The organism is Litorimonas haliclonae, from assembly GCF_965138505.1.
Lineage (GTDB): Bacteria > Pseudomonadota > Alphaproteobacteria > Caulobacterales > Maricaulaceae > Litorimonas > Litorimonas haliclonae.
Genome location: NZ_CBCSCO010000001.1, coordinates 397,129 through 412,048, shown reverse-complemented (window position 1 = coordinate 412,048; position 14,920 = coordinate 397,129). Strand labels below are relative to the sequence as shown.

At 47.4% G+C, this 14,920-nt stretch carries 9 protein-coding genes; 4 read left to right on the top strand and 5 right to left on the bottom strand.

Features of this window, described 5'->3' with window-relative positions; all coding sequences use genetic code 11:
- Positions 1 to 30 precede the first annotated feature (30 nt).
- The 3 genes from dgcA (at position 31) to ACNA05_RS01765 (ending at position 3,466) form a co-directional block, all read left to right on the top strand.
- Positions 31 to 1,008 (top strand): N-acetyl-D-Glu racemase DgcA, encoded by a 978-nt coding sequence (gene dgcA, locus ACNA05_RS01775; RefSeq protein ID WP_415809658.1) that lies wholly within the window; start codon positions 31 to 33, stop codon positions 1,006 to 1,008.
- A 145-nt stretch (positions 1,009 to 1,153) separates the two neighbouring features.
- Positions 1,154 to 2,452 carry a dicarboxylate/amino acid:cation symporter gene (locus ACNA05_RS01770; RefSeq protein ID WP_415809657.1) on the top strand — a complete coding sequence of 433 codons (1,299 nt, stop codon included), beginning with the start codon at positions 1,154 to 1,156 and terminating at the stop codon, positions 2,450 to 2,452.
- Between the two features lie 96 nt (positions 2,453 to 2,548).
- The gene (locus tag ACNA05_RS01765) at positions 2,549 to 3,466 is read left to right on the top strand and encodes a LysR family transcriptional regulator (RefSeq protein ID WP_415809656.1); all 918 of its coding nucleotides are present in this window, start codon (positions 2,549 to 2,551) and stop codon (positions 3,464 to 3,466) included.
- 80 nt (positions 3,467 to 3,546) lie between these two features.
- Here ACNA05_RS01765 and ACNA05_RS01760 read toward each other — a convergent pair whose 3' ends face one another.
- Positions 3,547 to 6,135, bottom strand: a complete 2,589-nt coding sequence (locus ACNA05_RS01760; RefSeq protein WP_415809655.1) for a M14 family zinc carboxypeptidase — start codon at positions 6,133 to 6,135, stop codon at positions 3,547 to 3,549.
- Between the two features lie 30 nt (positions 6,136 to 6,165).
- Positions 6,166 to 7,749: an N-acyl-D-amino-acid deacylase family protein gene (locus ACNA05_RS01755; protein ID WP_415809654.1), complete on the bottom strand. Its 1,584-nt coding sequence runs from the start codon at positions 7,747 to 7,749 to the stop codon at positions 6,166 to 6,168.
- 271 nt (positions 7,750 to 8,020) lie between these two features.
- Here ACNA05_RS01755 and ACNA05_RS01750 point away from each other — a divergent pair, with 271 nt between their 5' ends.
- Positions 8,021 to 11,131 (top strand): TonB-dependent receptor domain-containing protein, encoded by a 3,111-nt coding sequence (locus ACNA05_RS01750; RefSeq protein ID WP_415809653.1) that lies wholly within the window; start codon positions 8,021 to 8,023, stop codon positions 11,129 to 11,131.
- A 76-nt stretch (positions 11,132 to 11,207) separates the two neighbouring features.
- Here the strand turns inward: ACNA05_RS01750 and ACNA05_RS01745 are convergent, their stop codons facing one another.
- The 3 genes from ACNA05_RS01745 to folD form a co-directional block, all read right to left on the bottom strand.
- Complete coding sequence (locus ACNA05_RS01745; RefSeq protein WP_415809652.1) at positions 11,208 to 12,404, bottom strand: M14 family metallopeptidase; 1,197 nt, start codon at positions 12,402 to 12,404, stop codon at positions 11,208 to 11,210.
- Between the two features lie 164 nt (positions 12,405 to 12,568).
- The gene (locus ACNA05_RS01740; RefSeq protein WP_415809651.1) at positions 12,569 to 13,759 is read right to left on the bottom strand and encodes a 2-oxoadipate dioxygenase/decarboxylase family protein; all 1,191 of its coding nucleotides are present in this window, start codon (positions 13,757 to 13,759) and stop codon (positions 12,569 to 12,571) included.
- Positions 13,760 to 13,837: 78 nt separating this feature from the next.
- Positions 13,838 to 14,725 carry a bifunctional methylenetetrahydrofolate dehydrogenase/methenyltetrahydrofolate cyclohydrolase FolD gene (gene folD / locus ACNA05_RS01735; protein WP_415809650.1) on the bottom strand — a complete coding sequence of 296 codons (888 nt, stop codon included), beginning with the start codon at positions 14,723 to 14,725 and terminating at the stop codon, positions 13,838 to 13,840.
- Positions 14,726 to 14,920 lie beyond the last annotated feature (195 nt).

Here is a 14,920-nt window from a genome sequence, read left to right as displayed (position 1 = left end):
TCGCTTTTGCAGAAACGATATTCTTTAAGCATGAAACGCCAGGTTAAAGTCACACCCGAAAGCTGGCCGTTAAACGCCGTATTTAATATTTCTCGCGGCGCCAAAAAAGTCGCTGATGTCGTTGTTGTTGAAATAACGGAGGGAGAGAACATAGGTTACGGCGAATGCGTTCCTTACCCCCGTTACGGCGAAAGCCTAGAACAGGTAATTGAGGCAATTCTGTCAGTCTCCCAAAAGGTTGAGGAAGGTATCGCTCGAGAAGAGTTGCAGGCCTTATTACCAGCCGGCGCCGCTCGAAATGCCCTAGATTGCGCTTTGTGGCAGGTTGAAGCCAAACGCCAGGATAAAAGCTTGGCCGAGTTATTCGGTCTGAAACAATTCAGCCCCGTGAGGACAGCACAGACCGTCAGCCTGGATAGTCCAGAAAAGATGGGCAAAGCCGCCAAACGACTTGGCGAGGGGCTTTTGAAAGTTAAACTGGGATCTACAGATATTTCCGAAAGTGTAAGGGCTGTTCGCCAAGGGGCACCAAAGGCCACTTTAATACTCGACGCAAATGAAGCTTGGACGATGGAGCAGCTGGTCGAAAATATGCCCGCATTGATCGATGCCGAGGTGAAATTAATTGAGCAGCCCTTACCCCAAGGCGCCGACGGCGCATTGGCAGATTTTAAAAGTCCAATCCCTATCTGCGCGGATGAAAGCTGTCACGCTTCAGACACTCTCACAGAGGTATCTAAGCTGTATGACGCCATTAACATAAAACTTGATAAAACTGGAGGGCTCACGGAGGCCTTAAAGCTTCGCAGAGAAGCAGAATCTCTAGGAATGAAGATCTTTTTAGGTTGTATGATTTGTACCTCCCTATCAATTCTACCTGTATTTGCCCTGACCGAAGGTGTTGAGTTTATCGATATTGACGGCCCTCTCTGGCTGAAAAAAGATCGTGACGGAGGGTGTAAATTCGACGGAATTCGGATGAGTCCTCCTACCCAGCTTATTGTTTAGGCAAGGGGTAAATCGTGCTGCATCAATTCTATTCTTTCAGCTTCGCGAGTGGTAACAACAAAAAGAATCAGCTGCGCGAACGGTAAAATACGACATAAGCGCATGATGATGGAATGTGTGGGGTGATTTGAAGGGGACGACTTATATGCTTAGAAAATGGCAAAGTATTACATTATGGAAGCGGGTCCTTATCGGATTGGCGCTAGGGGCTCTTGTAGGATTGTCAGCCCACTACCTTGGCGGCGAAGCTGCGATTAACTTTGTAACAAACTGGATTTACCCGTTTGGGGAAGCATTTGTCCGGCTCATTAAGATGTTGATCTTGCCGCTGATTTTCACGACTTTGGTTGTCGGGGTTATCGCTATGGGAGATCCAAAACGGCTCGGATCTCTCGGGTTCAAAACGATTGCTCTCTATCTTGGAACAACTTTCTTTGCTGTCTTTCTAGGGTTAATATCCGGAACAATTTTTAAGCCCGGTGAGGGCGTTGATCTCTCTAATGTTGATCCCGCTCTCCGCGCTGATTTGGCGAAGACAGCCACGCAGGAAACCCCCACGATTTCAGAAAGCCTTTTGGCAATTATTCCTGAAAACCCTGTGGCAGCCATGGCCGGAAGCGATCTCATTCCTGTTATTTTCTTTGCCATTATTATCGGGATTGGAATTATCTCAGTTGGCGAAAAAGGAAAGCCGCTTGCGGACTTTTTTGATAGTGCCGAGAGAGTTGTGATGAAAATCACTCTCTTTGTGATGGAACTGGCCCCCTTTGGCGTTTTTGCTCTAATTTCTTGGGTCATGGCGGATGTTGGTCTGGGAATTATTACAGCGATGGGTAAGCTCGCGCTTGCTTTATATCTTGCCTGCTTCGTCCATATAGTTGTTGTTTATGGCGGAATTTTAGTGCGGACGGTTTTGAAACTTCCGCTTGTCAGGTTTTTTTACGGGGTTGTGGACGCGCAAGGCGTCGCCTTTTCTACCTCCTCCTCCAGCGCGACCCTGCCTGTAACAATCTCATGTGCGAAGGATAATCTTGGCGTTGACGATTCAATTGCCGGGTCTGTTTTGCCATTGGGCGCGACGATCAATATGGACGGTACGGCTATCTATCTTGGCATCATCGCTTTGTTTGCCGCCCAGGCTCTCGGCATAGACTTATCACTTATGGATTATGTACTGGTTGCCATCACTGTCACTCTGACATCCATTGGCACCGCTAGCGTTCCTTCGGCCAGTCTGTTTTTAGCCTTCGCCGTTTTAGGGGTGTTCGGGGTAAGTCTGGAGCAATACACTTTGATTATTGCCTTTATTTTCCCGTTTGACCGACTCTTGGATATGATGCGCACCGTGACGAATGTGACCGGAGATATTGCTGTCGCGTGCACGGTGGCAAAGTGGGAAGACCAACTTGATGAGGACGTGTTTAGAGCGGAGCCCGTTCACTAAGGCGTAGAGACAATGCAGACTTTATGTCTGGATTTTGAGAACGTTAAATTCATCTTTCGCTTGAATTGAACGCTCCGGACATGCGACTTTAACGTTATGATGTCTCTTCGTCATATTGAGGTATTCTACGCCGTTTATCAGGCTGGCTCGGTCAGCGGCGCGGCCAGACATTTAAATGTGTCCCAGCCCTCTGTGAGTAAAGTTTTACGTCATGCAGAAAGCCGGATTGGGTTTACTTTGTTCCGGGTTGTTAAAGGCCGTCTAGTCCCGACTGACGAAGCTCATATCTTATTCAACGAAGCGCGCGATGTTCACACCCGAATACAATCGCTCAATGAGACAACAAAAAATATAAGCCGGGGCCATGACGGGCATTTGCGTATTGCTGTCTTACCTTCGCTTGGATTGGATGTTGTGCCAGCCGCCGTCGCGACGTTTTTGAAAAGATTCTCCGGCGTAACGTTTAATATTAAAACGATGCACAATGAGGATATGTTGCGATCTCTATATGAACGAAATAGCGATATTGGGATTGTCTATGACGCTCCTTTGCATCCCCGACTCGCAGATAAACGGATTGGGAAAGGCGAGCTAGTTCTGCTTTATCCAAAGCGCGATCTTCCTAATTTGCCTGATGAGGTGTCTTTGGACATGGTGCGCGGACATAAACTTATCCGTCTAACAGATGACGGAGCCGTCGGTAGTTTAATGGAGGGTCAGCTAGACAATGCCATGAATATGACCTCGAGCATTACCGTGCAGACTTATTATATTGCCGCGGCCTTGGTGAGGCACGGGGTCGGGCTTGCTATCGTTGATGAATTCACAGCGCAGGCAAATCTGTCTGAAGATTTGGACTTTAGACCGTTCACGAAACGAGCGGAATATCCGATTTACTGTATTCATCTTGATGATCGCCCGTTATCAAAATTATCCCGGGATTTTATACGCAGTTTGACAAAGACCCTGTCTTCAACTTCTCTCGACTCAAAGTCTGCGAAGAAAAAGAAGTGATCTACCGCTCGAGTCACCCAGCCAATTTAGCCGAGTGATATCATTAAAATCAAAATTAGAGAGTTGGGGGATGATAAAGATCAGTCTTCCTTACGACTATCTATTGATTGCGTGAAAAAGAGGGCGTTGGCGTATAAACGTTCCGTCCCAATCCAAACCGCCCGAAAATTGGAATTGTTGGAGAAGAGAACTATTTTGCCTTTTCCCTTTCGGTGCAATGCCAGAGTTGGCGTATCTGCTATCTTCTCCAACTGTTTATCGTCGGCATATCCCGTTATCAAAAGCTCTTCGCCGGAATATGAGAGTGGCATGTCGTATGAGATTGGGGCCTCTCTCAGGATATGGTCACTATTGTAAAAAACAGGGATATCCGTATCGGTGAAGCCAAACAATAAAGGATGTGTCAGATCGGCCTTTGCCCGTAATACGGCGCCCGAAATCGTCTTTTTGCTACGGTCATTTTCGTAATCTTGATAGGCCCTGCTTGACGGGGCTTCCTCATCGATATCTGATTCAGATTCGTTGTTTTCTCCTTGAGATAGCTTGTTGTCAGATTTTTCATCGTCTTGATCAAAAATCATTTTGGTTTCCGCCCATTCGGCTGCTCTTTTCTGAGCAACTAGAATGCCGCCGTCTTCTACCCAGTCGGATAGAATTTCAGGTGCATCTTTCCATGAGTTGTAAGACCCATCAGCCAATAAAACATGTGTGTAATTAGACAGATTCACGGAACCTAGCGCTGTGTTGTCCAAAATTGTTAAAGGGACACCAAAGCGCATATCGACCGCGTACCGAATTTCTCCGGCCTCTGTTGGCCTGATGCCGTCTCCTACAATTAGGGCCGGTTTTATAGGAGCGATGGCTTCCATGCCCCGTGATCCCAAATCCGGGCCTGTCGGAGTTAAACCTGTGGTCAATCCATAAACATTGATATCGGGATGGGATGCGAGACTTTCGCGAACTTTCTTATGCTCGGCTTCGGATTTTGGCTGTACAATAATACTGCCAGCGGCAAAGTTTTTAATCCCTCCGGACTGAACCTTCGCAGAAAAAGGTAATGCCGCGAGACGGGGGTGTAGCTCGGCCGCTAGAAAGCTTTGCAGTAAGCGAGGTGCGCGGAATTGATTCCAGGATATCGCGTAAGCGACAGGATTATCATTTCCCGGAGTGACCGCTTTGGGGAGAACAGCGCCTTGGATGGGGCTGCTATCAATCCCATTTAAAGACGTGAGGGTCTCAAACGGTAGATTAAACGCCAAGGGAAGATTCCATGATGAAACGTCGTAAAAGACAGAATCTTTAAATTCAGTACGGATTTCAAATAAGGAATGGATTAGAGCATTTTGAGCGCCTCCGGTACGCACAATCCAAGCTTGGTCTTTACGAAAGTTTACGTCTCCAACCTGTTTGTCTGCTTTAAGTTTTTCCACAGGGATATTATGCAAGGATAAGATTTTTAAAAGTTCCCCCGCCCGAGCCGGATCTCCATTATCTGAAAAAATATAGCCCTTCACATCTTGTGTGCCTGCTAATTCATTTTGTTCTTTGATTGTCTCGAACCGGTAGGAAAGAATATCGTCTCGGTAATGATCAGACCCCCAAATTAAAGAGAGAGATGTTGTGAGTTGGTTGGCAATGGAATCATTGAAAGTCACTTCTTCACCGCCAAGCTCTCTGGCGTGGCCCCGAACAGAGCTTTGTTCAAACAACAGGCCAATAGCCCCGGTAGAGTCAGGGTACGCTGACGCTTTACCGTAATATAAGTCGTCAAACCGTTCTTCAGTGAAATAGGCTTGGCCTCGCTCGTCCAGGGCTTTCGCATGAAACTCGGCCAGGCCAAATGTTAGATCCTGATTGGCTTGAGACGTTAGAGGGTGAGTGCGGTCAGGGTGTCCGGGCTGGAAGAAATAGCTAGGAATATCACCTCCCATTTCGTGATAATCTCCCAACACATGCGGCTTCCATGTCTGATAAGCTTTAATGCGCGCTTTTGATTCGGGATGAACGGCGAAGATCCAGTCTCTGTTTAGATCAAACCAATAATGGTTTGTACGTCCGGAGGGCCATTGTTCGTGGTGTTCGCGATTGTTATTATCAAAGTTTTGGGTGTTCCCTTGGTGCTGATTTACCCAAGAGGCAAAGCGGCCAAGCCCATCCGGGTTTTGGACGGGTTCAAGGATGATTATGGTCTTTTCCAAAAGAGTTTTTACTTTTGGGTCTTTCGACGCCGCTAAATAATATGCCACCAAAGGTGCGGCGTTGGAACCCGAGGCCTCATTCCCATGGACGCTATAGGCGAGATATAAGACAAGAATGTCTTCTTCAGCGGAGGTTGCACTCCGATGTTGCTCTAGGCGAACCTCAAGGTTTTCAATGTTCTCTGGCGAGGAAATATAGACGTGGTCAATACTGTTGCGCTCGTGTGAATAACCAATTGTTTTCATGTCCACGCGCGAGTTTTCACGGGAGAGCTGTCTCATATATCCCGATAGAGCTGCCGGTGAAATATGTTGTTCCCCTAAACCATAGCCCAGATGATCTTCCGGTGTTGTCACGCTTGCTTCGAAAACTTCAGTGTTAGGAAAGTAATCTTCGACGGGGGCGGCCTCGGCGGCTCCGTATATCATACCGGCAAAGCAGAGACTGAGGGGAAGTATTCGTTTTAACATTGAGGGCTCTTAGGTTTTGGTGAGGTTTGTTTATTGGGTGGAACGTTTGGCTTTCAAACATCGATTGACGATAGTTCCTGGAAGGTTGGGCAAAGACTGACCCTTTTCGACGGCCAACTCCCCGTTTACCAGTAAGTACGTCACGCCTTCGGATAACCGATCAGGGTTCTCATAATCTGCCTTGGGAGAGTAGGCGGAGGGATCGAATATAACAATATCTGCCTTATACCCCTGTTTTAAGAAGCCGCGATTACACAAATTCAGGGTTTTTGCCGTTAACCCACTGCTTCGATAGAGAAACTCTGTGAGGGTTAGCACTTGCTTACCTTTCACATAAATTTCGTATTTCCGAGGAAAACTCGCAAATTTCCGCGGGTGGCCGCTACCCCCATCGGATCCGGTCATGACCCAGGTCTGGCTCATAAACGCTTCGATATCGGCGTCATTCATATTGAAAGATGCAATTTTAGAGTCACCGTTTTGGGCGATGTGCACCACCATTTGCTCAGGGCTCATATTGAACTCTTTTGCAACTTCATCTAACCTCTTATTCTGCCATTCGGGTTTACTCCGAGTTAGCAAGACAGCGTCTGCCCCCCCGCGCCGACGAATGTTTTCCTTAACATCTGACAGAATTTCTGAGCGCAATTCAGGGTCTGATAGCCGGTTTTGATAAACCTCTTCGCCTCCGGCTTTTAACCGGCTTGGGATAAAGGCTGAAGACAGACTGGTGGAAGAGGCTGTCCAGGGGTATTGGTCAGCCGTGATATCTATACCGTCATTTCTGGCTTTATTTATGGCTTGAATAATTTCGTTGCTTTGACCCCATACATCCACGCCCAAAGCTTTTATGTGTGAGATATGGACAGGAACTTCAGCCCGGCGTCCAATTTCAATAACTTCTTCAACGGCGGCTTTTACGCCAATATTATAATTACTTTCATCCCGGATATGACTGTCATAAATGCCGCCATTTTGCGCGACAATCTTTGCCAAAGAGATGATTTCGTCTGTTTCCGAATGACTACCTGGACTGTAAAATAAACCTGTCGAAAGCCCGAGTGCGCCGTCTCTCATTGCTGTTTCAATGAGACTCTCCATAGCCAGAAGTTCGTTGGGGCTTGGAGGGCGATTGTCCCGGTTCATGACCTGTTTTCTAACCGCTCCATGTCCAACAAACAGTCCTACATTCGTCCCAATACCTTGTTCTGCAAAACTTGATGCCTGATCTGAAATATCAGGAGCCCCGCCGCCGTCATTTCCAATCACGACTGTCGTAACCCCCTGTAGTCGGAAGGCAGAGTTTTCACGCTTTTCGGATTCTTCGCTTTTAAGGTCGTCGCGTGCATGTGTGTGGGGATCTATAAAACCGGGAGCGACAATCATACCGCTCGCATCCAAATTCTGACGAGCTCTGATATGGGAAGGGTTGGTCCCGACATAGACAATATCAGACCCCTTCGTCGCGACGGATAAATCCTGCCTTATAGAATCTTCACCCGTGTAAACATCTCCGTTCAGGATCAAAAAGTCAGCGTCTAAAGTTGTCTGACACGCCGAAACTGCTAAGCCGACAGTTATTGTTAAGAGACGTTTGATGTTCGAAACTTTCATAATTTAAAATAGTCTCATCAGAGTTTTAGCTTAAAAAGTGGGGCGTGTGGCCTTGCCCAGATATAAAACTTACCCCTTGGAGAATGTCCATAGCTTTCAGTGGGGTAGGGCATAGACTAGGGTTATGGAAGGTCGATTTAATTTGACTTACGCTCCTTTTCTTAACCAATGTAGGAAGCAGATTCTGACGCAGCCCAAAGGATATTGTCAGTATCGATCTGAGTTATACTAAAAATCAGTCTCGTCTGATTTTACTTTTAGGGGATTTACTATGAACAACCGCAATTTGCTTGGAGCTGTAAAATCACGCCGGTTTTGGCTTGCTAGTACTATGCTTGTTTGTTTGCCGATGGTGGCCAATGCGCAAACCCCATCTGCAGCGACGCCCGAAGATGAAGTCATCGCGACCGGAACCTATATTCAAGGCGCACGTGTCAATGAAGCGCTTCCAGTCACGGTTGTTACATCGGAAGACCTGCAAAGTATCGGATCTGTTGACGGTGAAGATTTGTTTCGGGCTTTGCCGTCAAATGGGGCGGTCAATTTCAATAACTCCAACTCCAGTACGGTTAACAATGCCCGGGGTGATGTCGCCTCCGTGAACTTACGGTCTATCGGATCAAGCGGCACGTTGGTTTTGCTCAACGGCAGACGGGTCGTAAGTCACCCAGGAACGCAGGTTGAACTTTCAACGCCTGTCGTCACAGTCAATACTAACGCACTTCCCGTCGGCGGCGTAAGACGGATGGAAGTGCTTAATGACGGGGCCTCCGCGATTTACGGGTCTGACGCGGTTGCCGGCGTCGTAAATATGATCTTGCAGGATGATTATGAGGGGCTGAATGTTTCTGCCCGAACAGGTTTTGCGACAAATACGGGACTTGATGAAAGCACCATACGGGTCAAAGGCGGCAAAGATTTTAAGGACGGTAAAACTAACGTTTCGTTTTTTGCCGAATATTCCAAGCGCGGCGCTCAATTCGCGGATGAGCAAGAACAGACATTTAATGTTGACCAACGTCCTTTCCTCGTAGGCACAAGCTTTGAGGGGGACACGTCTTTTGATAACCGTTCGACCGGTTCTCCTTGGGGCCAGTTCACCCTAGACACAACATCCAGCACGCGCGTGAGTCAAAACGGTGAAAACCTGACGACATCAGGCGGAAGATTCCACATTCAACCCAATACGTTTGCTGGGTGCCGCGGAACGGCTGTGGGCAATCTTTCCGATCTCAATTTATGTCTAGATGACAATTCGATGGATCGGGATTTGCGCTATAATGACGATTCCAACCGTACGGTTATCTCTGACCGTGACAGGTTTAACGTCTTTGCGTTTATGAACCGCGATCTTGATAATGGTATTCGCCATTACAGCGAACTTGGATTCTATTATGCTGAAACGAACCCAATCAATTCGGAAAACTCCCCGATCGGATCTGGTGACATCGTTATTCCTGCCAATTATTATTACAATCCATTCGGCCCAGTCCGTTTCTCAGATGGTTCCTTAAACCCCAACCGTCTCCCCGGGCTAGAAAATGTACCGGATGAAGGTTTGCCGGTCTTCGTTGATGGCGGACGCTTTCGTTTTGTCGATGTTGGAACCCGAAATGCAAATGTCGTGAATACTTCCTTCCGGGCACTAACGGGCTTTAAAGGTGACTTTGGAGCCTCGAATTGGAACTGGGACGGAGCCGTTTTGTATTCTACGGCTAAAACTGATGATACAACATCCAATCGGATTTCATCGACACTGTTCCAACAGTCTTTGTTCAACGAAACGCCGAACGTCTACAATATCTTTAATGGAGGAGATCCAAATAACCCGTCTCTGGGTGACGGTCCGGGGAATACACAGGATCTCATTGATCCGTTTCTAATTTCAGTAGAACGTGTGACAACGACCTCTTTGGCTTTGGCCGACTTTAAAGTCACAAATGGCAACCTCTTTTCGCTCCCCGGCGGAGATGTAGGTATTGCGGCAGGCGTCGAAGCTCGCCGAGAAACTTACGATGAAAATCGTGATGATCGCCTCGACGGTTCCATCACATTTACGGACGCTGTGACCGGCAGTTTTTCAGAATCCGATGTCTTAAACTCATCCGCGACTCCTGACTCGGATGGGGCGCGTACTGTCTTGGGCGCTTTTGTAGAAGCATCTGTCCCGCTCGTCGGACCGGAAATGAACTTACCTCTGGTGCAGACTTTGGACCTTCAAGTGGCGGCCCGTTATGAAGATTATTCCGATTTCGGCGGATCTGGTATCAAGCCGCGTATCGCCGCAGCTTGGAAGCCCTTTGATAGTGTAAAAGTACGCGGTGCTTACTCCAAAGGATTCCGAGCTCCGAACCTATTGGTGATTAACCAGCAGGTTGGCCGCTCGAATACACGCCAAGACTCTTCGTTCTGTGAAGCTGGCGTTCAGAACGGAACATTTGCTGAATATGGGGATTGCGAAGGTTTCACCACATTCACCCAAGAGCGGCGTATCGTTGCCGAAGATATCGGACCGGAAGAAGATACCAATATTACATTTGGCGCGGTCTTTGAGCCCCGCGGCTTTGATGGTCCGCTCCGTTTTCTGGATGGCTTGACTTTAACCGTGGACCGCTGGGAAATCGAACGTGAGAATGTGGTGGGTGTGTTCGGCGGAGCCAACCAGATTGATCTGGACTTGGTTCAGCGTTTGAACGGCTCATTCAATGAAAATGTTGTCCGCGAAGACCCGGATGAAGACGATATTGCCTTTCTCGAAGGGACAGCTTTTGAGAGCAATCCGTTCGGAGAAATCCTTTTCGTCCAAGATACTTATGACAATAATGAAACTCAGGAAGTCAAAGGTATCGATTACGCGGCTTATTATGACCTCAATGGCACCAAATTTGGGGATTTCAAATTCAAAATTAATGCTACTCAGATGACGGATTATTTCATTGATTTGTCTCCAGGATCTCTGGCTATTAGAGACGCTGTAGAAAGTGGGCAAATCTCTGATGAAATCACTGTTTCTCAAGAGGGGGACATCATTGGTCAAAACGGCCAGCCTGAATGGCAAGCGGCCGCGAGCGTCACTTGGCGTCATCCTGGTGGTTTTGGAGCAGGCGCAAGATACACCTATGTCGGTGAATTTTATGAGACCAGCCCTGGTCTAGATCCGGACGGCAATGTTTATGTCATCGAGGATTATGGTACGACGAATATCTACGCCCAGTATGAGTTTAATTCTGATAATATTTTTAGTGATACACGTCTAAAGGTCGGAATGAACAATGCATTCGATGTTGCTCCGCCGCTTGCGGACGAGACCTTCGGATATTTCGGATCGTATCATTCGTCCCGTGGACGCTTCATCTATTTTGATATCAGTAAATCGTTCTGATCAGAGTCATAAAGAAATGAAAGTTTTTAAGACCGGAGCGGCTACCGCTCCGGTCTTTTTGTATGAGAGAACGATATTATTTATCGTTCGTCATTTCTGACTGCCGCAAAAACAATTCCATAAAAGTTTCAGCAAACTGTTTAGAAGCGAGTTGTGTCGCATTGATTTCGGTATGATCCCCTACCTCATAGGTCACCGCCGTAATCCCAAACTGACTATTCATATAATTTTTTGAAGTTGGTTTGCCTTCATTTGGACTTTGTTCGCGGGTAAACGCATAAACATCATCATCCAGTTTTTCATCGACGATATTTACCCATTTTTTCGTAAACCCGTCTGGTGATGCAGATTCTTCTTCAGTTTGAGTATAAAGAAGGTTCCGCCAAGTGGAATGAAAATCCACAAAAGCGACAATGCGATCTGAACCCGCTTCAAAGCGCTGCAACTCTGCTTCAATGGCTTGAGTTTCTGGTTGGGTGAAGGGGCCCCAATCACGATTTAAATCGATACCGTTCATATTATGCCGCCAATTCCCATGAAAGACTCCATCCGGATTTAAAAGCGGGACGACAATGAGATTGTATTGAGAGCGGAAGTTTTTAGCTTGCTCCGTGTCTCCCCAAATGGCTTCAACAAAAGGGGTTAGCGCATCCGCCCCGGTCGTCTCCGGAGGGTGTTGTCTCCCTACAATTAAGACATAGGGTTTAGTCGGATCGTCAACTTCCTCTAGTTTTATAATGGGTCTGCTTTCGACTGATTGGCCAATCGTGGTCTGATCTACATATTCAAGCGTGGACATAGCCTCAATCCATTTGAGGTGCTTAGCCGTATCGAAAATAGGTTGCGCCGCTATCCGGACAGGATTTCCATCCGTTTGAATTGTAAAGTCATGTCGGTCTGATTTGGCTTTCGGATCAGGGCGTGTTTCTATTTGTTGCCACTCTCCAGCGCCGATGCGTTTTTTAATCGGATATCTATGATAGCCTTCGGAATAAACTAAAGTGAGATTTAACATCTTATCTGCAGGGGCCGAGATATCGAACGCATACCAAGCACTCTGATTGATAGGTGTGTTTTCTGGCTCAATGAGCAATTCATAGCTATTGGGAGCCGTTTCACGACATCCGTTGAGGCGGGCGGCCTCAAACGCGGCAGAAAACTTTGTATCTCCAAAGTCACAATTAGCATCAAATTTTGCTTTTTCAGGACTGTGAGTACAGGCCGTTAAAGCTAATGCGGAACCACTCAAAAGTCCCCAGAATAATACGCGCATAATTTGAATCCTAACTTATATAAAAACTGAAATTTTCTTAAACCTGCTACTCAGAATAACTGTATATTCTAAATGGCGCTCAAGCAATGAAAGTAATTAATTAGTAGGATGAGTATATTGAGATAAATTCCCTTATTTGCATGCCGCAAAAGAAGACTTAAAATCTATTGGTTTTTCTTGGCTTGGTCTGAGTACAGGGCAAACATGTCGTGGACAGGGCGTCCAAGAGCGGCCTCAAATGCTTCTTGATTTGCTGTGGCTTTTAGGGCGTGTGCCTCGCCGTCTTCGCCGAGATTAGACCGAAAAATTCCGGCCGCGCTGACAGGTAAAAAATCTTCGTAAGTTAAAGCCGCAAACCCAGTCTTCGTTTTTCGGAAGTAGGCCAAACCCTGTTCTCTCATTAAATCCCAATCGTCCGGGAAATCCGAAAAATCCTTATTGGCGAGGCATTGATCATAGAGCTCACGACCTTTAGGAGTCAGGGCCGCGCCCCTTTGCTCAATTTCCCCAAACCGCGCGGTATGGGAGCCTTCTTTCCACTCGCCAGAGTCTTCAAATAAAATATCTTCGCTAAGGGCTTTAAAAGCGGTTTGGCGAAGGAGGATCGGGCACTTTCTCTTGGGCGGGCCTTCAATCACATCTTTGGCCTCAAGCCCTCTCTCACGCATTCTTTCTTGCGCTAAGTCGATGTCCAAAGTTCGCGGCGTTAAGTGATTAATGTGCGGCCCCTGAAAACTCACAATATCTGCGAGCAAAGGATGGTGTTCTTTAAATCCCTTATAGGCTTCCCACGTCACTTGTGCTTTTTCGTGCCATTGGAATGTCTTTAAGAAAGAGAGGATGAAAGCCTCCGCCTCATCTTCATCAAGGCCGCCATTAGATTCTATTTTTTCTAATTGTGTTAAAAGCTCAGGTGCAAATATATTTCGTTCCGAGAGGGCCGCTTCAGCTTTCTTTCGTAACCCTTCGTCATCAATTAATTCGGGTCTCAATAGAGAAGTAAACATTCGAAAGGGACTTTTTTCTAATCCCTCAGTCGTCACGGGCCGGAACGCCGTTGAATGAATCGGCAGTCCTGCAACTGACAAATCATAATATCCGACAGGCTCCATGCCGAGTTGGTTGAAAACACGGGCAATGATTGAAAGGTCTTTGGCCGTTCCGACTCTAATGGCGCCGTGGCGTTCCTGTCCCAATCGAGCTGCATCTACAGCCTGATCCGGGTCAACACTTTCATTCACTTCGGCAACAATTTCTAGCAATGTCCCGTAAGCAGGCACTTCTTCGCGGTAAAGGGTTGAAAGAGCGTCAGAGAAACGCTGCCGAAGAGCCGATTTGGATATATGGTTTTTCATAACCGCCTTTTGAAGGAATTATTTTGAGGTGAGAACCCCTTCTGATAGAGATTCTAAACTTTGACGAATAAATCAGCTCTAAACGTTCAATGTTTCAGGTGTCTTCCACCCTCGCCGGGCGCAAGCCGCAAGGACGGTGTTTCGCAACAAACAAGCAATGGTCATCGGTCCAACGCCGCCGGGAACAGGGGTAATTGCGCCCGCCACGGAAGCCGCCTCATTATAGGCCACGTCGCCTACGAGACGCGTTTTTTCGGGCTTGTTGGGATGGGGAACGCGATTGATGCCAACGTCAATGACGCAGGCGCCGGCTTTGACCCAATCGCCTTTGACCATCTCGGGCCGCCCGACGGCCGGGATCAATATATCTGCACTGCGGCACACATTGGGGAGGTTATCTGTCTTAGAGTGGGCTATTGTCACCGTGCAGTTTTGTTCAAGAAATAAAAGCGCAGCAGGTTTGCCGACCAAGATAGAACGCCCGAGTACGACGCAGTGCTTTCCGCTCAGATCGCCGAGTGCAGACTTTGCCAGAACTACGCAGCCTGTAGGTGTGCAGGGGCGCAGCCCGGATTTGCCTAGCATCAACCTCCCGGCAGAAGTTTCCGTCAGGCCGTCTACATCTTTTGACGGATCGATTTGTTCGATTACAGCGTCGCTATTGATCCCCTCTGGCAGAGGAAGTTGAACTAAAATACCGTCAACGGAGTCGTCATTATTTAAAGCGCGAACGGTTTCAACAATTTCTTCTTGTGTCGCTGTTGCGGGCAGGCGGCGCTCAACAGATTGCATGCCGCATTCTTGGGTAAATTTTATTTTAGACCTGACATAAACCTGACTAGCAGGGTCTTCGCCCACTAAAACCACGGCAAGTCTAGGCTGGCTTTCGAGTTTTGAAACGGCGTCTTTTACCTTACCCCGTAGCTCTGCGGCGATGGCCCTTCCATCAATAATATTGGACGTCATATTCATCTCTATCTTACGTTTCACCTATAACAGGGTAGTCTAATCCCAATCTTCGAGCGGTCTTAACGCTTCGAGGCGTAAATAGCGAGACACCTGCACACGCGATTGTTAGAAATCCCAATTCATGACGACTTGGCGTTAAAGAGTTTTCCTTCTATCAGAATTATCATAGCTCGTGAGGTTTAACTGGGAAAG